Origin of the sequence: Brachybacterium sp. FME24 (genome assembly GCF_014897705.1) — a bacterium.
Taxonomy (GTDB): domain Bacteria; phylum Actinomycetota; class Actinomycetes; order Actinomycetales; family Dermabacteraceae; genus Brachybacterium.
On record NZ_JABUXV010000006.1, the window covers coordinates 202,367 to 222,512 of the forward strand.

Below are 20,146 nucleotides of genomic sequence, written 5' to 3' on the forward strand. Positions count from 1 at the left end.
TTGTGTCCCTTCTGCCACCGGTGATGATGGCGACTGCGTGCCCCGGAGGGCGGAGTGAGAATTTCTCTGTGGTGGGCTGCTCAGGCAGTCGCGACGGGCCGTCGGGCAGGGCGGACGGTGGAGCGCGATCCCATGAAGGTGGTCTTGGGAGCAGTCGCACGGGGCCGGCGCGGAGTCGGCATCTGGGCGAGGGCCATCGTCACGGCCGCGGAGAGCTGCTTGCCACGCGTCCGCTCGGAGACCGTCGCAGTGGGACCGAGGAGGGCGGGCAGATCACGGAAGCGGGCGAACACGCTGGCGCCGACCATGCCCCGCGCGGTGGTGATCCGCCCGTTCGCACGATCCACGACGAGGATGAGCACGGCACCGCCCCGGATGGACCGACCTCGCCCGGAGAGCAGGACATCGTCCGATCCGCGAGAGGCCTCGGCAACCCGTGTCAGCTCCCGCGAATACTGCCTCTGCTGCAGCAGCGTGAGCAGGCCGGAGACGACCATCGCGAGGAAGAGCAGCGCGGGGAACTGCCAGCCGATGTCGAGCATCTCAGGCGCCCGTCACCGCGAGGGCGGCGCCCAAGGCGGGGACGATGACGTCGGGCCCCGTGGCGAGGACGGCTCCAGGCAGCAGCTCCTGATCGGGCTGGTTCACGTAGAGGACCACGTGGCCCAGCTCAGAGAGGTTGGCGTTCGCCTTGTCCCCAACGGCCGTGACCTCGAAGGTCTGCTCCCCGAAGGTGACGGCGTCCCCGGCGGCGATCTCCCGGGACGGGCTTGCACCCCCTTCGTGGACGACGCTGACATCTAACAGGGCCGGCGGGACCGGCTCGCCGAAGAGGATGATGACGCCCTCCTCGATCATGTCGGCGGCATCGCCGCCGATACGGGAGACGGTGGCGCTCCAGATGGTGGTCATGGTGATTCTCCTTCTTTCGTCATGCAGGGCAGTGGGAGGGTCGGGTGGTGCGAGGCCGGGGTCGCCGATCACACCAGCAGGAAAGAAGCCGCGTAGGCGATGAGCACGGCGATCGGCGACGTGACCAGGCGGGTGAAAAGCACAGCGGGAACGCCGACGCTGACCGTCTCGGGCTTCGCCTCACCGAGAGACAGGCCGACGGGTATGAAGTCCGCGCCCACCTGGCCGTCGATGGCGAACAGCGTCGGCAGCGCGTACTGAACGGGCAGAGCGCCGGCACCGATCTGGGTGCCCATCAGCACGCCGACGACCTGCGCGATGGCACCGCCCGGGCCGAGGATCGGCGAGAGGAACGGCAGCGCGACGATCACGGACAGGAGCAGCAGACCCAAGGGGTTGGAGGCCAGCGGGCTCACACCCTGGGCGATCAGGTCCGACAGTCCGGTGTAGTTCACGAAGCCGATCAGCAGTCCGACATATGCCATGAACGGGATGACTGTCTTGAGCATGATGTCGATCGACTGCCGGCCCGCAGCCAGCAGGGTGTTGATGATGTACCCGATCGCGCCGCCGAACTTCACGACAAGCCCGGTGAACCCCTTGGCGTCGACGGTCTCGTCGTAAGTCGTCTCCTCCTCCACCTCCGTGTCCGTGTCCGTGTCCGCGTCCGCGTCCGTGTCCGTGGAGGCTGGAGCCCCAGCGGTACCGGGTGCCACGGTGGCTGCGGCGGGTACCACGTCCTCGCCCTCGGCGAGGGTGATCTGGGAGGCCCCGACGTCCGAGACGAAGATGTCCGCGGTGATGTACTTCGCCAGCGGGCCCGAGGGGGACCCGGGATAGATGTCGACCGTGGGGATCCGCTTCTTCGGGTAGACCCCGATGCGGGCGGTCCCGCCGCAGTTGATGACCGCGGCGAGGACCTTCTCGTCCTCGACGTGGTTCTTGAAACCGTCGACCGCTTGGGCACCCGAGAGCTCGGCGATGTGCCGCGCGATCGGGTGGATGCCGCCGCCGGTGACGGACAGGACGATCTTCTTCTCCGGGGTGGGGGTGAGCGTGAGCCCATCGCCCCAGCCGCCGTGGCCCTTGGTGACGTTGACGGTGTGGAAGTCACTCATGCCGACGCCCCCTGGATACGACCTGCGGCGTAGTCCTCGTCGTACTTCGCGAAGACCTTCGCGTGGCCACCGCGCTTGATGAGCAGGTTCGTCATCCACTGCGTGGCGATGCCGCGGATCAGGATGACGACCATGCCGACGAGGAAGTACAGGATGGCGAGGGTCGCGTACTTCTCCGGAGCCGCCTGCATGACTCCGGCCGACACCCCGGCCCACACGAAGATCTCGCCGGCGTTCGCGTGCGGGAAGAGCGCGGTGACCGGGTGGCAGAACGAGACCGTCGAGTCGTAGAAGGCCGGCTTGTACCGCTCTGGTAGGAAGCGGCCGAAGGTGTAGGCCATCGGGTTGGTCAGCAGCAGCATCGACAGCATCGGCATGAGGGTGTAGCGCGTGATCGTGAAGCGGCCGGCCCAGCGGACGGCGTTGGTCACCCGCTCCTCACCGATCCAGGTGGTGAGCGCATACATGAAGGTCAGCATGACCATGAGCAGAGGCAGGACCCCAGTGACGAGGCCCATGAAGGAATCGGCCGCTTCCTGGAAGAGTCCGATGAACGCTTCGGCTCCCCAGGTCAGTCCGTTCATGATGGGGTTGTTTCCCATGATGGTTCCAATCAAGATGGTCGGGACACGTCTGTGTGGTCCCGAGGTGGGATCGGCCTGTCGGGTCTCAGCCCATGGGGTCGATCTGGAGTGCCTCACGGACCTCATCGCTGAGGCGTGAGACGACTGCCCGCCGTGCCTGGACGGCATCGGGGGCTGACAGCGCGGCACGTGCCATGTCCTGACACGTCGCCAGGTCGGTGTGCCGCAGCGCGTCACGGCCGTGGGGTGAGGCTGGGTGGGCGAGCAGGCCGTCGGCTGCGGCGACGGTGCCTCGGCGTGTGGACGTCGGTGCCCTCCTGTTCTCCGGTGCCCCGGTCCGGATCGGGATGTGGTCGGTGAGTATCAGTCGCCGGTGACGATGAGGTGGCACTTCCGGTCGCGGGCGCGAGCACGGTCGAAGTCGAGAAAGAAGACGTACCCCGTGGACCCGAAGGCGGCCTGGCCGTCGATGACGGCGATCGTCTCGCTGGAGCCGATAATGTTCGCCTTGAGATGTGCGTCCGCGTTCAGCAGCTGACTCCGGTCTCCGCCCGGCAGATAGTTGCTGGCGTTCAACCATGACTCCACCTCGACAAAGTGCTCCTCGCCCGGGTACTGGTAGCCCTGGGCCGGTGGGAAGCTCGTCTGTGCCGGGAACATCCGGGACAGAGCGGCGTCGAGGTCGGCCTGGAGGAAGTCGGTGCCGTCGTCGAGTTGGTCGTGGGCGAACTCGTCGAAATACACCGCGCAGGTGGTGTGCGGGGAGACCGCCGTGCAGATACCGGCGGAGATACCACTGGCGGCGATCGCGGAGCGGACCTCGTCGGTGATGTCGAGGAAGCTCGCCGTCGTGCCGTGGGAATGAAGGTCGATGGTGCGCTGGAAAGTGGTCATGAGGGGTCTCCGTGTCCGTTCCCGGTCAAGCTCAGGACGTCCACGAAGCGGCTAACCTTGCCGTCGACGGCGCGACGAGCGGCCGCGGCGAGGTTCGAGAACAGGAAGACGTTCTCGTCCTCGACCAGGGGCACGATCGCGTCATAGGCGGCCCGAGCCGCGTAGGTGTAGTAATTGATCTTGCGCACGCCGTGCGTAATGCTCTGGCGGTATTCGTCGTCCGACAGCCCTGACCCACCGTGCATGACGATCGGTACGCCCGTGGCGGCGCGCAGCCGAGCGATGAGCTCGTAGTCGATGTGCGGCTTCTGCCGATAGAGGCCATGGACGGTGCCAAAGGAGCTGGCGAGGCAGTCCACCCCGGTCCGCTCGACGAAGTCACGGGCCTGATCGGGATCGGTGTAGAGGGTTGCATCGGCGACTCCCTGGGACGGGTCGCCATTCTCATTGCCCGTCATCACACCGAGCTCGCCCTCCACCCCGATCTCGCCATGGCTACGGGCCATGTCGACCACCTCGGCGGTCAGGCGCACGTTCTCCTCGTACGGGTGGAGGGAGCCGTCGATCATGCAGGAGTTGAACCCGATGTCCAGGCCCGTGCGGATGTAGTCGATGTCCTCGCCGTGATCGACGTGGACCACGAACGGCGCGCTCGATCTGCGGGCCATCTCGACCATGGCGGGGCCGATCTCCTCGATCCCGACGATGCTCTCGTGGACCTGGGCGAACTGGAGGATGATCGGGGTTCCCGTGCGCTCGCCGACGTCGATCGCGGCCAGGAGGGATTCGAAGAATGGGGTGTTGACGGCGGCGAGGCCGATGTTACGGCGCTCCGCGTGCTCAAGCGCCTGGGGCAGGGTGATCAGCATGGTGTCCGCTCCTCTCAGCGGGTGGGGGTGGCGGCGTGGTCACGGATGGCCGAATACATCTCGACGAGGATTTCGCGCCAGTCGGGGTGCTTGATGATCCCGCTCGTGCCCCCGGAGCCGTCCGCTCCCTGGGACAGGACGCGGGCCACATCCGAACCGCGGCTGACGCCGGCCGCCTGGATCACGAGGATCGAGGGGTCCACGCCCTTGACGATCCGCGTCGTCCGCTGGATGTAGTCGCCCGCGTCCATCTCGCCGGTGCCGATGGCAGCGGTGGGCTCGCAGATCATCGCGCCCGGGCCGAGGTGGGCGATTGCATGGCACTGCGCGTCGGAGTCTGCGCACACGATGGTGGCCAGTCCGACCTCCCGTGCCCGCTCCATGGTCGCGTCGAGATCGGCGATCGAGAGCGGATGCTCCGCGTGGTTCAGGACCACGGCACGTGCGCCGGCGTCGACCAGCGACTCGGGGAGGACATGACCCATCCCCCGGCCCGGCGTGATCGGATCCATGTGCTGCGCGGTGATCGTGAGATCCAGGGTGTGCTCTGCGACGAGTCGCAGGTCCGCGTGCTGCGCCGTGAAGATCGTCGGGATCCGGAAGAGCCCGGCCAGCTCGTCGGTGAGACGAGCCAGGCGCAGGAGCTCCTCGCCGTGCAGGTACGCCTTCGGGTTGACGATCAGGAGCGGTCCGCTCAGACCTCTATCCGGCAGGTGTGCAGGACTGCGCATACGATTCCCTCCGTTGGGCGCAACATGTTGCGTGCGGGATGCAATTTGTTGATGCCCGACAGCATGGCACGGCGTAGCGGCCAACACAAGGGCTGGCTCGATCGTGGTGTTCACGCAGAGCGGTGCGGGCTCGACCGACCGCCGCCGACATGGTTCGCCGCCAGAGACGCCGCTGACCTCAACGGGTTGTCTTGACGCACTTCACAGAGTTACCGGAGGCAAGGTTCGCGTCAATGCAGGAGGTCGGCAAGACGCACATCCGAGGCGCGCAGCGCCTCCCGATCGAAGGTCGAACTGGTCGCGAGGATCTCCTGCGCCCCGGTGCGCTCAAGGATCTGCTCGATCCATCGGCGCACCGTGTGGGCCGATCCCGCCACGGTGGTGGCGAGACCGTGCTCCATGCGTCGCGTCTCCGTGGCGCTCCATGTCATGGCGCGGATCCGTGCCACCGGTTCGAGCGCCTCGAACACGCCCGTGGAGCGGGAGCGGGCCATCGCCCAGATCTCGGGCAACGCCAGCTCGCGGGCCGCCTCGTCGGTGTCGGCGATCAGGGCGTCGAGGGAGACGATGACCTCCGGGGCGCCGCCCCGATGTGGGCGGAACGCGCGACGGTAGGCGGCGAGCCGTGCGGGCAGATCCGGTGAGTCCAGAATCGGACCGCCGATCACGACGGGCAGCCCGAGGGCGGCAGCGGTGTCCACTCCGCTGCCGGTGGCGAGCACGAACAGCGGCACGTCGCCGGCGTCGTCGGGTCGGGCAGTGAGCGGCGCGGCCCCCTCGAGGTACGCCCGCACCTCGGCGATCTCGCGGGCGAAGGAGTCGGAGTCCGCCTCGAGCCGTCCGAGGGCGTGGCGGACGGGCTCGGTGAATCCCAGTGACCTTCCCACCCCGAGATCCACGCGGCCCGGATACAGCGCTTCCAGCATGCGGAACTGCTCGGCGACCAGGAGCGGGCGGTGATTGGGGAGCATGACGCCCCCGGATCCCAGACGGATCCTCGCGGTCCGCGCACCGATCGCGCTGAGCAGCACGGCCGGGGAGCCGCTGGCGATGCCCGGCACCGCATGATGCTCGGCCACCCAGAACCGCTCGTACCCGGCGCCTTCCGCCGCGATCGCCCGGTCCACGCTGTGATGCAGAGCGGCGGTCTCCGGGTGGCCGTGGCGCGTGCGCGAGCGGTCGAGCAGGGAGAACCTCATGCCGTGACCAACGCGGACCATCGCGCGGAACTTCCCGGCGAGCGAGTCATTCACCTCTCAGAGACGGACCCGCTCACACAGCGGGCTGCGTCGATAGGCTCAGAGCATGAATGCCCCCCATGTCCCGCTGTCGCTGCTCGATCTCGTCTCCATCTCCGAAGACATGTCCACCCGCGAGGCCATCGGGGCCTCCATGGCAGGAGCACAAGCGGCCGACCGGCTGGGCTACGAGCGCTACTGGTTCGCCGAGCACCACAACACCGATGCGCTGGCCTCGAGCGCGACCTCCCTGCTGATCGACCGGGCCGCCTCGATGACGCAGCGGATCCGGGTCGGCTCCGGCGGCATCATGCTGCCCAACCACTCCCCGCTCGCCGTCATCGAGCAGTTCGGCACGCTCGTGCAGTTCCACGGCGACCGCATCGACCTCGGCCTCGGTCGCGCACCGGGCACGGACCAGCTCACCGCGCAGCTGCTGGCCCGCACCTCCGCGGAGCCGCAGGCCTTCGTCGCGGCGGTCGAGCAGATGCGCGACTGGTCCCGCACCGAATCCACCGGCGGCCTCCCGATCAGCGCCGCCGTCGCCCGGGGCACCGAGGTGCCGATGTGGATCCTGGGCTCCACCGCCAATGGCGCCCGGCTCGCCGCCCAGCTCGGCCTCCCGTTCTCGGTCGCCTCGCACTTCGCCCCGTTCCAGTACCTGCAGGCGCTGACCACGTACCGGGACAACTTCAACCCCCGTGCCGAGTCCGCCCAGATCGACACGCCCCGCACCATGGTCGGCGTGAATCTCGTGGTCGCGGAGACCGACGAGGAGGCGCAGCGGCACTTCAGCACGCTGCAGCAGATGTTCCTCGGGGTGATCACCGGGCAGCGTCAGAAGATCCAGCCGCCGCGCCCGATCGACGAGGTCGCCGCCTCCCACCTGGTGCAGCAGGTCGACCAGACGCTCTCGATCCGCGCCGTCGGCTCCCCCACCACGGTGGTCCGCCAGCTCGAGGAGATCGTGGCGGCCACCGGCGCCGATGAGCTCATCCTGACCGCGTACTACTACGACCCCGCGGACCGGATCAAAGGGCTCGAGCTCCTGGCCGATGCCTGGGGTCTCGGCGCCTGAACCGGCTCCGGTACCCGAAGAGGACCTCGATGACGCCGCCCGCCTCTCTGCGTGCACGCGGGATCGCTGCCACCGCGTCGGTCACCGTCGCAGTGCTCGCTCTGGCGGGCTGCGGTCTGCTCGGCGGATCTGACCGCGGCGGATCGGAGATGGAGTACGACGAGGAGAGCGGGCGGTACTTCCACCCCGAGCTCGTCACGCAGTCCACTGCCCTGATCGATGAGCATTTCCCGCAGATCACGGAGGTGCAGGACCTGACGATCAGCGAGGGACAGTTCACCGACCCGGACGAGCGAGTCGTGATCCCCGCCCCGGACGACTACTGGTGGCAGGCGGTGATCGGCCTGAAGGCCGAGGAGATCGACAGTCTGTGGAGAGCCGGCCGAGCGGCGCAGAAGTCAGACGGGGGCACGGGCTCCGCACCCGAGGTCATGAGCGACGAGGAGCTGTTCGCGATCATCGTGCCCACCCTCGAGACCGTGATCCCGTCCTGCCCGAGCGGGTGGATCCCGGTGGGCAGGGCCCTCGCGGAATCGGAGATCACCGAGGCCGGTGACATGCTGGAGGCAGCGGTCCTCTGCGAAGGCGGGAGCCACCTGATCATCGCCGCCCACGACATGTGAGCAGCCGCCGCGCCGCTCCGGCAGGTCGCTGTGGGACCCGGCCGCACCGACGGGGACTCAGGTCGAGCGGAGGCGCACGATCAGCCCGGCGTGATCGCTCGCGGCGCGGCCGTCGATCTCATGCACCCGTGCCGTGTACGACTCGACGACCAACCCGCGCGAGAGGACCCAGTCGATCCGCTCCCCGCCGACGGTCGGTGGTCCGTAGTCCGGGAAGGTGCCGATGTCCTCCCCGTCCGAGGTCGCCGCGACATCGTGCGCGTCCTCGAAACCGGCATCGCGCAGCACGCGCCACGCGGTGCTGTCCCCGCCGGCGGCGTTGAAGTCCCCCATGAGCACCACGGGGGCCCCGTCGGCCGCCTCGCGCAGACGCTGCGCGATCACCCCGGCGCCCTTCTCCCGTGCGACATGGCCCGCGTGGTCGAGATGGGTCACGGCCAGGACCAGCTCCTGATCGGTCATGAGGTCGCGAACGCGTGCCCACACAGCAATGCGGGGGCAGTGACCGTCCCAGCCCACCGAGCCCATCAGCTCCGGCTGCTCGGAGATCCAGAACTGGTCCCACTCGAGCAGCTCGAAGCGTTCACGACGCAGGAACAGCAGGTTGTGCTCCCCGTGGCTGCCGCCCTCCCGACCGAAGCCGAGCCGCAGGTGCGTCTGCCCCAACGTCTCGTCGAGCACCGGGATCTGCGAGGGAAGCACCTCCTGGGTCCCCACGACATCGGCATCGGTCCCGCGCAGCAGGTCCACCAGCACCGGGGCCCGGTCACCCCAGTGGTCGGAGTCGCCGGAACGGGTGACAGGACGCTCGAGACGGATGTTCTGGGTGAGCAGGCGCAGGGCGTTCGACGGGCCGGGATCGGTGGAAGTCATACCTCCATCCTGTCGCACGGACCACGCTCATGACACCCTGTGACGCACTATGACCCCTCGAGTCGCATGCTGCCGTGCACCCGCCGCCGGTGCCTGCATAATTCCGTTATGAGCGCACTTGTCCTGCAGTCCGACTTCGGTCTCGACGACGGCGCGGTCAGCGCGATGTACGGCGTGGCCGTCGGCGTCGATCCCGCCCTGCGGATCCACGACGTCACCCACAACATCCCGCCCTACGACATCTGGGAGGGTTCTTACCGGCTCGCGCAGGTGCTCACCTATTGGCCCAACGGCACGGTGTTCGTCTCCGTCGTCGACCCCGGCGTGGGCTCGGACCGCCTCTCCGTCGTCGCCCGCACCATGACCGGGCACTATGTGGTCACTCCGGACAACGGAACCCTCACCCATCTCGAGAACATCTTCGGCATCACCGAGGTGCGCGAGATCGACGAGACCCGCAATCGGCGCCCCGGCTCCGAGGAGTCCTACACCTTCCATGGTCGGGACATCTACGCGTTCACCGGTGCCCGTCTCGCCTCCGGCGCGACCACCTTCGAGGAGGTCGGCCCACTCCTCGACCTCGCACACATGGTGCGTCTGCCGGTGACCGAGCCCGCACTCCGGGACGGCACCGTGATCGGCACCATCGACACCCTCGACGTGCGCTACGGCTCCCTGTGGACCTCGATCCCGCGCGCTCTGTTCCGCGAGCTCGGTGTGGAGGCGGGTGACCGGGTGACCGTTCGGGTCCACCACCACGACACCGTCGTGCACGCCGCTCAAGTCACCTACGCACGCAGCTTCGCAGCGGTCGAGGTGGGCGAGTCGCTGCTGTACGTGAACTCCCTGGATCGGATGGCGATCGCCATCAACCGCGGCAACTACGCCCGCGCGTTCTCCCTGGACACCGGCGCCTCGTGGCACGTCACGCTGGTCCCTGTGCGCTGACCGCTCCTCCTCACCGAAGGACACCTCATGATCCGCTCCCACTCCCCCGTGACCCAGGTGGTCGCCATCGGCATCGGCGCCGCCCTGTTCTTCGTACTCGGCCGATTCGCCGCGATCCCGACGCCGATCCCCAACACGTCGATCAACATCCAGTACGCGGTCCTCGCCGTGTTCGCCGTGCTCTACGGTCCGCTGGTGGGCGCGCTGGCCGGTGTCATCGGTCATCTCCTGATCGACATGACGGGGTACGGCATCTGGATCAGTTGGGAGCTCGCCTCCGGCGCGTTCGGCCTGGTCGTGGGCCTGCTCATGCTTCGGAACCTGATTGCGGAGGGAGAATTCCCACGGGCGGTCGCCGTGCGCTTCATCCTCGCGATCCTCCTGGCCAACGCTGTTGCCTGGCTCCTCATCGCGCCGCTCGGGGACGTTCTGTTCTACTCCGAACCCGCCGGCAAGGTGTGGGCACAGGGCGCCCTAGCCTTCGCCGCCAACTCGGTCACCGCATGCGTGCTGGGCACCATCATCCTGTCGGTCTACGCCCGTACCCGCACCAGGACCGGGTCGCTGAGCCACGATCAGTGATGCCCTCGCATACCCGGGACGCGGAGGGTGCTGCCCCGCTGATCGAGCTGGCCGAGTACTCCTTCCAATACCGCGCCCAGTCGGAGCCGACCCTGCACGACATCGATCTCACGGTGCGCCGCGGGGAGAAGATCGCGATCGTCGGGGCCTCCGGATCCGGTAAGTCCACGCTGATCAGCGCGATCAACGGGCTGATCCCCCATCACCATCGCGGCACCACCCACGGCACGGTCCGCGTCGGCGGACAGGACCCGGCCACGGTGCCCCTGGTGTCGACGGCCTCCGTGGTCGGCACCGTGCTGCAGGACAGCAACAGCCAGTTCGTGGGGCTCACCGTCGCCGAGGACGTGGCCTTCAGCCTCGAGAATCAGCAGGTCCCCCACGACGAGATGCCCGCGCGGATCGCCCAGGCCGCCTCGCTCGCGGGGATCGGGGACCGTCTGGACGCCTCCCCGCAGGACCTCTCCGGCGGGCAGAAGCAGCGGGTCGCGATCGCCGGCGTGCTGGTCGACGACGTCGAGGTGCTCCTGCTGGACGAACCGCTCGCGAACCTCGACCCCGCCGCAGGGCGCGCCACCGTCGAACTCCTCGACGACCTGCACCGCGAGCGCGGGACGACGATCGTCATCGTCGAGCACCGGCTCGAGGACGTGCTGCACCGCGACGTGGACCGGATCGTGCTGATGGCCGATGGTCGGATCATCGCCGATGCACCGCCCGATGATCTCCTCGCCTCCGGTCTGCTCGAGGAGCACGGGATCCGTCCACCCCTGCACGTCGCCGCACTGCGCCATGCCGGGGAGCCGGTCACCGCCGCCCAGCGTCCCTCCCGCAGCGCCGACATCGACCTGACCTCCGCGCAGATCGCCGCGGTACGCACATGGGTCGACGCAGGGACCCACGGCCCAGGATCTCCGACGACCGACGGATCCACGCCCGGCCCGGCCCCCGGATCGGGCGAGCCCGGAGCACCCGGCACCGTGTCGACGCCGGCAGAGGCACCGCACGCCCCTCTCGCCCTCGATCTGCACGCGGTGCGCTGCGAGGTCCCTGTCGGTCCCGCGCGCACTGCCGTCCTGCTCGAGGGCATCACCGCCTCGGTGCGCCGCGGCGAGATGATCGGAGTCCTGGGTTCCAACGGTGCCGGCAAGTCCACGCTCGCCCGCGTGATCTGCGGGGCCGAGGCCCTCAGCGGAGGGAAAGTGCTCATCGGTGGGGTCGATGCGCACGGTTGGAGCGTCACCGAACGTGGCAAGCGGGTCGGTTTCGTGCTTCAGGAGCCTGGCCAGATGATCTCCCAACCGCAGGTGACCGATGAGATCGCCCTGGGCCTGCGCGCCCAGGGCCTCGAGGCGGAGGAGATCTCGCGACGCACCACCGTGGTGCTGGAGGCCTGTGGGCTGACGCCCTTCCGCACCTGGCCGGTCTCCGCGCTCAGCCACGGTCAGAAGAAGCGCGTGACCATCGCCTCTGTGCTCGCCCTCGAGCCCGAGGTGCTGATCCTCGACGAGCCCACCGCGGGGCAGGACTTCGCGCACTACTCCGAGTTCATGGGATTCCTACGGACGCTGAACGCCACTGGCACCACCGTCGTCCTCATCACCCACGACATGCACTTGGCGGTCGAGCACACCGAGCGGGTGCTCGTCCTGTCCGCCGGCCGCCTGCTGGCCGATGCGGACCCGGCCGTCGTGCTCACCGACCCCGAGCTCACCCGCCGTGCGGATCTCGTGACCACAGGCCTGTACGACCTGGCGCGCCGCTGCGACATCGCCGACCCCCACGCCCTGGTGCACCGCTTCGTCCAGGCCGACCGGGCCGACCAGGCCGACAGCGAGGCGTGCCGATGAGCACCCCCGTCCTGGGATACATCGACCGGCCCGGTCCGCTGCACGCGCTGTCCGGCGTCTCCAAGCTGGTGCTTGCTCTCGGCGTGGTCCTCGGGGCGATGATCGGCTTCGACGTGCGCTACCTCGCGGTGGTCGCTGCCGGGTCGATCGCCCTGTGGGGACTCTCCCGGGTGCGGCTGCGCGACCTCGCCCTGGTGCTGTGGCTGATCGCGATCTTCGCGACCCTGAACAACATCGGGATCTTCCTGTTCGCGCCCGGCTACGGCACCGAACTGTTCGGCACCCGCCATGTGCTGGTCGCGGGCCCGTGGCACTGGGACGTCACCGCAGAGCAGCTGTTCTACCAGCTCACCGTCACGCTGAAGTACGTCGCGGTGCTGCCCTCGGTGCTGTTGTTCGTGGCCACCACCCGGCCTCCGGAGTTCGCCTCCTCGCTGGCCCGGATCGGTGTGCCCTACCGGTTCGCGTACGCGATCTCCCTCGCCCTGCGCTACATCCCCGACGTGCAGCGGGAGTTCCGCACCATCTCCCTGGCGCAGCAGGCGCGGGGCCTGGACATCAGCCGTGCCGTCGGCCTCCGCACCCGGGCGCGGAACCTCGGCTCGACGCTGATGCCGTTGCTGATGGGCACCTTCGACCGCATCGAATCGATCTCCGCCGCGATGGAGCTGCGGGGGTTCGGTCGTGGCCCGGGCCGCACCTGGCTGGTGCGCCGTGCGCTGCGCCCGCCCGACGTGCTGGTGATGCTCGCGGCCGGGCTGCTGGTCGCCGCGCCGATCGTGCTGCTGGGCGTCAACGGCGGACGGTTCTGGAACCCCTTCGGCTGAGCTCCCCGGCGGCCGCGGCCTCGACCGCACGAGCGAGGTGGAGCGCCGGAAGCCTGGCATGCTGGTGCCCATGGCACCTCGGCCCCTCGCAGACCTCCCCGTGCACGACACCCCGACGGTCGGGATGCTGCCGGCCGCGGGTGTGTCGCTGTCCGCATTCCTGCTGTTCGGGCTGCAGCTGCCCGGGTGGGGGCACGCGGTGCTCCTGCTCAGCCTGGTCGGCGCCTACGTCGTCTCGCGTGAGCTCGCCAAGGATCTGTCCCTGATCGGCCTCGGCATCGCGATCATCTCGATCACCTCGGTGAAGGCGGACGTGGATTGGGACCGCTTCGCCGTGATCGGCACAGTGCTGCTGCTTGCCCTCTCGGTGCCGATCCTGGTGGACCGTCTGGTCCTCCGACGTCGGGCGATCCGGTTCCCGTGGCGTCCCGGGCAGGCGTGGACCCGGCTCGAGAAGGGGTACATCGTCGCCGTCCCGGTGCTGGGCTGGCTGATCCTGCCGTTCTACTTCATCACGTCCGGTGCGTACGAGAACTGGCCGCACATCACCGGCGGGAGCGAGCTGGCGCGGTTCTTCGTGGGCGTGAACTTCGTGGGCACGTGGGACGAGCTGTTCTTCATCTGCACCTGTTTCACGCTCCTGCGCCGACATTTCGGCGTGTGGGTCGCGAACGTGCTGCAAGCGATCATCTTCGTCTCGTTCCTCTGGGAGCTCGGGTATCAGGCGTGGGGCCCCCTCCTCACCGCCCCCCTTCGCACTGCTCCAAGGCTGGCTCTTCACCAGGACGGGTTCCCTGCTGTACGTGCTGATCGTGCACCTGCTCTTCGACGTGGTCGTCTTCCTCGCCATCGTCCACGCGCACAACCCGGGCGCGATCCCGATCTTCCTCGTCTGATCTTCCTCGGCAGCGCGGTCGCGGCAGCCGCAGCGGCAGACGCTCACCCCGCAGCGAGCACCTCGCGCAGCCTTTCCAGAGTGGCCGGGATCCCGGCCCGCGCCGCCTTCTGGCGCACGGCGATCTCCTCCTCGGCGCGCTGCCCGTAGCGCTCGGCGAACGCCGTCTCCAGGAGCGGTGTCGTGCGGGTGTACTCCGTCAGCTCAGTGCCTCCGGGGACGGCCCGCAGACGGAAACCCCATTCGACCCGGCCAGGGCCCACGGACCACGCGAAGTGCTCGCCGGGCACGTCGGCCACGACCGCCGAGGTCGTGCTCCACTCCCGCTCGGGGGTGCGGTTGTCCCCGGTGAACCGGGCACCGACTCCCCGGGCATCGCTGTCCCACGTGCAGCGGCGGCACTGCGGGCTCCACTCCCCCGTGCGAGTGACGTCGCTGATCACGGCGTAGACCGCCATCGGTGAAGCGGGGACGACGACGGACTCCTGGAGCGCATAGGTCATGACCCCATTCTGCGCCGATCGGGCCGCGGATCGTCGTCCACGTCATTCGCTGGACATTCCCAGCAGGTGCGGGATGAACATCGAGATCTGCGGGACGAACATGATCAGCAGCAGACCGATCACGAGCGGCACGTAGAACGGCAGCAGGCGCATGATCACCGGCTCGACCTTCATCCGGCCCACCCGGGCCCCGACGAACAGGATCACGCCGACCGGCGGAGTGATCGTGCCCAGGCACAGGTTGAAGGTGAGCATCAGACCGAAGTGGATCGGATCCACCCCCAGCTCGAGCGCGACCGGCAGGAAGATCGGGGTGAAGATCAGGATCGCCGGGGTCGGGTCCATGAACATGCCCACCACCAGCAGCGCCAGCATCATCAGCAGCAGCACGATAATCGGGGAGCTCGAGACGCCCAGCAGCGTGGTGGAGATGAACTGCGGGATGGTCGCGTAGGCGAGCACCCATCCGAGCACGCCGGACACAGCGATCAGCAGCAGCACCACGGCTGTAGTCCTGGTCGCCGCTAGGATCACGGCCGGCAGCTTCTTCACGGTCAGTTCGCGGTAGAGGAAGCCCAGTACCAGCGAGTAGACGACCGCGATCACGGCGGACTCGGTGGCGGTGAAGAACCCGGCCACGAGGCCGCCGATGACGATCACCATCATCAAGATGGCCGGCACGGCGGCCAGGACGGTGCGCAGCGCGATGGCGAGGGTGAGCTCACCGCGCGCCGTCTCGGTGCCGGACCCCACCAGCTCCGGGCGTCTCTTCGCGGCCACCCAGACCATGACCAGGCAGGCGAGCATCCAGACCAGCCCCGGCCCGTACCCGGCTGCGAACAGGGTCGCCACCGAGGTCGAGGACGCCAGTGAGTACACGATCAGCGTGTTCGACGGAGCGATCAGCATTCCCGAGGGGGCGGAGGCCACATTCACCGCGGAGGCGAAGGCCGGGTCGTACCCCTCCTCGCGCTGCCGCGGGCCGAGGATGCCGCCCACCGCGGCGGCCGAGGCGACAGCCGCGCCGGAGACGGAGCCGAACAGGGCGTTGGCGACCACGTTGGTCTGCGCCAGGGATCCGGGCATCCGGCCCACGACGACTTTTGCGGCATCGATCAGCCGGGCCGCGACGCCGCCGGTGTTCATGAGCTGACCGGCCAGCACGAAGAAGGGGATCGCGAGCAGGGAGAACGAGTTCGCGCCCGTGAACATCTGCTGGGCGGAGACGAACACGGCCGGTTCGATGCCGATGACGGCGATGAGCGCCACCACGGACGGGAGACCGATCGCGATGGCGATCGGGGCGCCGATAGCGATGAGGACGAAGATGCCGATGATCAGGATGATCCCGGCGAGCATGGCGGGATCCATGATCAGCGCTCCTTCTCGGTGTCGGGGCAGGCATCGGGACGGTCAGGCAGCTGGCTTCCCTGGACCTCCTGGTCCTGGACGGCGGCGGCCGCGGCCGCGGCACCGGACCTCTCTGCTGCTTCATCGTCGGACTGCTCGAAGGGGGCGAGCTCATCGCCGCGCAGCGAGAGGACGAGATCCTCCAGAGCCAGGTACGCGATCAGCACGCCGGTGACGGGCAGAGCGAGGTACATGAGACCCACGGTGAAGGGGAAGCCGGGGATCACCTGGTCCCAGGACATCGACATCCCGCGGAGGCCGCCCCACACCATGACCAGCACGGCGAAGGCGAGGATGCAGCCCTGCACGAGGACGACGAGCACCTGCCGAGCGGCCCCCGGGGCTCGCTGAGCCAGGAAGTCGACCGCGATATGGCCGCGTTCGCCGAAGACCAGCGTGGCGGCGAAGAGGCTCAGCCATACGAACATGTACTGGGCGGTGACGGTGGTCCAGGGGCTCGGTGCGCCGAGGACCTGTCGGGTGAACACCTGCCAGACGACGACCAGGACGAGCACCGAGAACAGCACGATGCACAGCGCTTTGAGGACGGAGACCAGTCCGTGACGGATCGCTGACATCAGGCACCTTCCTTCTCGGAGACGGCACGGATCGCGTCATACAGGGCGATGTCCGCCGGGTCTTCGAGGATCGACAGTCCGGTCTCCTCGATGATCGGCGTGAAAACCTCGGGATCCGGTTCGGTGATGATGACGCCGCGGTCGAGCATCTCCTGCGTGGCGTCGGCAGTCTCCTGCTTCCAGATCTCGACGAACTCGCTCTGGGTCTCGGCCCAGGCCTCCCGCACCGCGTCCCGATCGACCTCGTCCATCTCTTCGAGGAGGTCCGTGTTGGCGAGCAGGAAGTCGAAGCCGACGAGGTGGTTGGTCTTGGTGAAGTGCCCGGCGACCTCGTAGTGGCGCTGCGTGACGTAGGAGATCTCGTTGTTCTCCGCCCCGTCGAGCACCCCGGCCTGCAGGCCCGTGTACACCTCGCTGTACGCCATCGGGGTGGGCACCGCGCCGATATTGGTGATCAGACGCAGGAAGATCTCGGACTCCTGCACGCGGATCTTCTTCCCGGCCAGGTCGTCCGGCGATTCGATCGGCCCGCCCGCGGTGTAGAGATGCCTCCCACCCTGCGTGTACCCGCCGAGGACGGAGAGTCGCTTGTGCGGTTCGAGGGAGGCGAACAGCTCGCCGACGATCGACTCATCGAGCATGACGCGGTTCTGGTGATCGATGTCGTCGAACACTCCCGCCACGTTCATCGGGAGGAACCGGGGCGAGGAGTTCTCGATCTGGGTGCCGGAGATGACGGCCATGTCGATCGCGCCGTCGGAGACCAGCTGGACCGTCTCCTGCTGGTCGCCCAGCGAGTTGTTGGCGTAGACGCGGGCGCCGTAGCGACCGTCGGTGGCCTCGGCGATGCGCTTGCCGAAGGAGACCAGTGACCCGTAGCTGGGGTGGGATTCCGCCTGTCCGAGCGAGATGGACAGGACCCGGTCCACGTCGGTGACCGCGCCTTCCTGGGTGGCGCAGCCGCCCAGCAGAGCGGCACCTGCACCGGCGAACGGAAGGGCCGTGAGGAATCCTCGGCGGCCCACTCCTCCCGTCGCGCCGGAGACGGAGCGGGGCGCTCCTCGTCGGCGGGGCAAACGTGTTCGCACTGCATTCCTCCTCGAATGGGTCGCTCCAGCAGGAGGCGCACGACACACCGCGCTGTCGTCGTCCTCCCCGGGCGTGCCGGATGGACAAGGCTCCCGGGGGCCGAGAGCGGCGACTTCGCACGAGACAACGGTCCTCGGTCATTCGAGTGCCATCGAAGGGCATCTGTGCCCGAGGCGACAGTGCCCGGTCGCTTCGCGAAGCCGACCTCGGACAGAGTGCCAGTCGCTGAGAAATCGGTCTCACCGCTTGCCAACGGTTGCCACGGTTGCGCTCTGAGGAGACAAATCCGCACGTGACCTGGGAAAGTGCTAGCCATTGGTAGCCTGATTGGCCTTCACTGGAGTGGTGCTCCGTTGAGCGTCCTGCTGCGAACTCACCTCGCCACGCGTCGACTCGCCGACTGCTGGACAACGAGGTCACGCACACGGGTGAATGGCTGCAGGGCCAGTCCGGGCCCTGGACAGCGAAGGGCCCCGATCCTCCGGAGAGGATCGGGGCCCGTGACGCTCGGGTGGGAGCGACGTGATCAGCCGTGAGGCTGGATCACATCATGCCGCCCATTCCGCCCATGCCACCCATGCCACCCATGTCGTCGCCGCCGCCGGCCGGGGCCTTGGGCTCCGGCTTGTCGGCCACGACGGCCTCGGTGGTCAGGAACAGGCCCGCGATCGAGGCTGCGTTCTGCAGCGCCGAGCGGGTGACCTTGACCGGGTCGATGATGCCGGCGGCGAGGAGGTCCTCGTAGTCGCCGGTGGCCGCATTGAGGCCCTGGCCGATGGGAAGGTGCTTGACCTTCTCGGCCACGACGCCACCCTCGAGACCGGCGTTGACCGCGATCTGCTTGAGCGGGGCCTCGACGGCGACCTTGACGATGTTCACGCCGGTCGCCTCGTCACCGACGAGATCGAGCTTGTCGAAGGTGTCCTTGCCGGCCTGCAGCAGCGCGACGCCGCCACCGGCGACGACGCCCTCGTCCACGGCGGCCTTGGCGTTGCGCACAGCATCCTCGATGCGGTGCTTGCGCTCCTTGAGCTCCACCTCGGTCGCCGCGCCGGCCTTGATGACGGCCACGCCGCCGGCCAGCTTCGCCAGACGCTCCTGGAGCTTCTCGCGATCGTAGTCCGAGTCGGAGTTCTCGATCTCCGCGCGGATCTGGGACACGCGACCGGCGATGCGCTCGGCGTCGCCGGTGCCCTCGACGATGGTGGTCTCGTCCTTGGTCACGACGATCTTGCGAGCCTGGCCGAGCTGCTCGAGACCAGCGGTCTCCAGCTTGAGGCCGACCTCCTCGGAGATGACCTGGCCACCGGTCAGGATGGCCATGTCCTCGAGCATCGACTTGCGGCGATCGCCGAAGCCGGGGGCCTTGACGGCCACGGACTTGAAGGAGCCCTTGAGCTTGTTGACGACGAGAACCGCAAGGGCCTCGCCCTCGACGTCCTCGGAGATGATCGCCAGCGGCTTGCCGGCCTGGATGACCTTCTCCAGCAGCGGCAGGAGATCCTTGACGGAGGAGACCTTGGAGGACAGCAGGAGGATGTAGGGATCCTCCAGCACGGTCTCCTGGCGCTCGGCGTCGGTGACGAAGTAGGGGGAGATGTACCCCTTGTCGAACCGCATGCCCTCGGTGAGCTCCAGCTCGAGGCCCATGGTGTTGGACTCCTCGACCGTGATCACGCCTTCCTTGCCGACCTTGTCGAGCGCTTCGGCGATGAGCTCGCCGATGGCCGGGTCAGCTGCCGAGATGCCGGCGGTGTGAGCGATCTGCTCCTTCGTCTCGATCTCCTTGGCCTGCGAGAGCAGGGTGTCGGAGACCGCGGCGACGGCCTTGTCGATGCCGCGCTTGAGCGCGATCGGGTTGGCGCCGGCGGCGACGTTGCGCAGGCCTTCCTTGACCAGTGCCTGGGCAAGGACGGTGGCGGTGGTGGTGCCGTCGCCTGCGATGTCGTCCGTCTTCTTGGCGACCTCCTTGACGAGCTCGGCGCCGATCTTCTCGTAGGGATCGTCGAGCTCGATCTCCTTGGCGATCGACACGCCGTCGTTGGTGATGGTGGGGGCGCCCCAGGACTTCTCGAGCACGACATTGCGACCCTTGGGGCCGAGGGTGACCTTGACGGCGTCGGCGAGCTGGTTCATTCCCCGCTCGAGGCCGCGCCGGGCCTCTTCGTCGTAAGAGATGAGCTTGGCCATTGTGGAATCTCTCCCGTGTGGTGTGGTGTCCACCCGACCCTGTGCCCGCGACGGACGAGATCCCACGCCGTGTTCATGTCCCACGGCGCCGGATCCCTCACGGGGCCGGAATGTTCGTGGCCGGGAAACAGTGTTCTGCTCCCCGATCAGGCTCACGACTCACGAGTGCGGTCACGCCGAGAGGCGTTGTCACTCTCGATCATCGAGTGCCAGATCATCATAAGCACTCTGGGCCGGAGAGTGCTAACTCTGAGCGGCAGGAATCTCGTGTTCCGCTGTGGGCCGACGGCGCAGGCGCGATGCCACCGACTCCCGAGGCACAGCGCGACGCGCGCCGCACCTCCCGTGATGGGA

Annotated in this window: 21 protein-coding genes; 7 read left to right on the forward strand and 14 right to left on the reverse strand. The window is 68.2% G+C overall.

The genetic code is table 11. From position 1 onward, the window contains the following. Positions 1-80: 80 nt before the first annotated feature. The 8 genes from INT51_RS08850 to INT51_RS08885 form a co-directional block, all read right to left on the reverse strand. On the reverse strand, positions 81-542 hold the full coding sequence (locus INT51_RS08850) for a transcriptional regulator GutM (RefSeq protein WP_193104928.1): 462 nt from the start codon (positions 540-542) through the stop codon (positions 81-83). Position 543: 1 nt separating this feature from the next. Beyond that, entirely contained in the window at positions 544-912 is a 369-nt protein-coding gene (locus tag INT51_RS08855; protein WP_193104929.1) for a PTS glucitol/sorbitol transporter subunit IIA, read from the reverse strand. 68 nt (positions 913-980) lie between these two features. After that, complete coding sequence (locus INT51_RS08860; protein WP_193104930.1) at positions 981-2,030, reverse strand: PTS glucitol/sorbitol transporter subunit IIB; 1,050 nt, start codon at positions 2,028-2,030, stop codon at positions 981-983. Further along, positions 2,027-2,632, reverse strand: coding sequence for a PTS glucitol/sorbitol transporter subunit IIC (locus INT51_RS08865; RefSeq protein ID WP_226832133.1), 606 nt, complete (start codon positions 2,630-2,632; stop codon positions 2,027-2,029). Before INT51_RS08865 ends, INT51_RS08860 begins: the two co-directional genes overlap by 4 nt. A gap of 345 nt (positions 2,633-2,977) precedes the next feature. Beyond that, complete coding sequence (locus INT51_RS08870; RefSeq protein ID WP_193104931.1) at positions 2,978-3,508, reverse strand: YjbQ family protein; 531 nt, start codon at positions 3,506-3,508, stop codon at positions 2,978-2,980. Further along, a complete protein-coding gene (locus tag INT51_RS08875; RefSeq protein WP_193104932.1) occupies positions 3,505-4,377 on the reverse strand; it encodes a class II fructose-bisphosphate aldolase in 873 nt (290 codons plus the stop codon). Before INT51_RS08875 ends, INT51_RS08870 begins: the two co-directional genes overlap by 4 nt. A gap of 14 nt (positions 4,378-4,391) precedes the next feature. Continuing rightward, positions 4,392-5,108 (reverse strand): triose-phosphate isomerase, encoded by a 717-nt coding sequence (locus INT51_RS08880; protein WP_193104933.1) that lies wholly within the window; start codon positions 5,106-5,108, stop codon positions 4,392-4,394. Between the two features lie 230 nt (positions 5,109-5,338). Further along, positions 5,339-6,361, reverse strand: a complete 1,023-nt coding sequence (locus INT51_RS08885) for an MsnO8 family LLM class oxidoreductase (protein WP_304502130.1) — start codon at positions 6,359-6,361, stop codon at positions 5,339-5,341. 52 nt (positions 6,362-6,413) lie between these two features. Between INT51_RS08885 and INT51_RS08890 the strand changes: the two genes are divergently transcribed. Continuing rightward, the gene (locus tag INT51_RS08890) at positions 6,414-7,424 is read left to right on the forward strand and encodes an LLM class flavin-dependent oxidoreductase (RefSeq protein ID WP_193104934.1); all 1,011 of its coding nucleotides are present in this window, start codon (positions 6,414-6,416) and stop codon (positions 7,422-7,424) included. Between the two features lie 29 nt (positions 7,425-7,453). Beyond that, positions 7,454-8,047 (forward strand): hypothetical protein, encoded by a 594-nt coding sequence (locus INT51_RS08895; RefSeq protein WP_193104935.1) that lies wholly within the window; start codon positions 7,454-7,456, stop codon positions 8,045-8,047. A gap of 57 nt (positions 8,048-8,104) precedes the next feature. On the opposite strand, the gene INT51_RS08900 is transcribed toward INT51_RS08895, so the two are convergent. Beyond that, positions 8,105-8,920 (reverse strand): endonuclease/exonuclease/phosphatase family protein, encoded by an 816-nt coding sequence (locus INT51_RS08900; protein WP_193104936.1) that lies wholly within the window; start codon positions 8,918-8,920, stop codon positions 8,105-8,107. A 108-nt stretch (positions 8,921-9,028) separates the two neighbouring features. Between INT51_RS08900 and INT51_RS08905 the strand changes: the two genes are divergently transcribed. From INT51_RS08905 to INT51_RS08925, 5 genes are all read left to right on the forward strand, one after another. Then, positions 9,029-9,868 carry an S-adenosyl-l-methionine hydroxide adenosyltransferase family protein gene (locus tag INT51_RS08905; RefSeq protein WP_193104937.1) on the forward strand — a complete coding sequence of 280 codons (840 nt, stop codon included), beginning with the start codon at positions 9,029-9,031 and terminating at the stop codon, positions 9,866-9,868. Positions 9,869-9,895: 27 nt separating this feature from the next. Then, positions 9,896-10,450: an ECF-type riboflavin transporter substrate-binding protein gene (locus tag INT51_RS08910; protein ID WP_193104938.1), complete on the forward strand. Its 555-nt coding sequence runs from the start codon at positions 9,896-9,898 to the stop codon at positions 10,448-10,450. Next, a complete protein-coding gene (locus INT51_RS08915) occupies positions 10,450-12,300 on the forward strand; it encodes an ABC transporter ATP-binding protein (protein WP_193104939.1) in 1,851 nt (616 codons plus the stop codon). Before INT51_RS08910 ends, INT51_RS08915 begins: the two co-directional genes overlap by 1 nt. Further along, positions 12,297-13,127: an energy-coupling factor transporter transmembrane protein EcfT gene (locus INT51_RS08920; RefSeq protein ID WP_193104940.1), complete on the forward strand. Its 831-nt coding sequence runs from the start codon at positions 12,297-12,299 to the stop codon at positions 13,125-13,127. The genes INT51_RS08915 and INT51_RS08920 overlap by 4 nt, the downstream gene beginning before the upstream one ends. Positions 13,128-13,197: 70 nt before the next feature. Next, on the forward strand, positions 13,198-14,172 hold the full coding sequence (locus tag INT51_RS08925; RefSeq protein WP_370540793.1) for a hypothetical protein: 975 nt from the start codon (positions 13,198-13,200) through the stop codon (positions 14,170-14,172). Here INT51_RS08925 and INT51_RS08930 read toward each other — a convergent pair. From INT51_RS08930 to groL, 5 genes are all read right to left on the reverse strand, one after another. After that, entirely contained in the window at positions 14,067-14,525 is a 459-nt protein-coding gene (locus tag INT51_RS08930) for an SRPBCC family protein (RefSeq protein WP_193104941.1), read from the reverse strand. The genes INT51_RS08925 and INT51_RS08930 overlap by 106 nt on opposite strands. A gap of 42 nt (positions 14,526-14,567) precedes the next feature. Continuing rightward, entirely contained in the window at positions 14,568-15,896 is a 1,329-nt protein-coding gene (locus tag INT51_RS08935; protein WP_193104942.1) for a TRAP transporter large permease, read from the reverse strand. A gap of 2 nt (positions 15,897-15,898) precedes the next feature. Then, positions 15,899-16,513 (reverse strand): TRAP transporter small permease, encoded by a 615-nt coding sequence (locus tag INT51_RS08940; protein WP_193104943.1) that lies wholly within the window; start codon positions 16,511-16,513, stop codon positions 15,899-15,901. Next, entirely contained in the window at positions 16,513-17,601 is a 1,089-nt protein-coding gene (locus tag INT51_RS08945) for a TRAP transporter substrate-binding protein (protein ID WP_304502131.1), read from the reverse strand. Before INT51_RS08945 ends, INT51_RS08940 begins: the two co-directional genes overlap by 1 nt. A 544-nt stretch (positions 17,602-18,145) precedes the next feature. Then, positions 18,146-19,792: a chaperonin GroEL gene (gene groL / locus INT51_RS08950; protein ID WP_193104944.1), complete on the reverse strand. Its 1,647-nt coding sequence runs from the start codon at positions 19,790-19,792 to the stop codon at positions 18,146-18,148. Between the last annotated feature and the right edge of the window lie 354 nt (positions 19,793-20,146).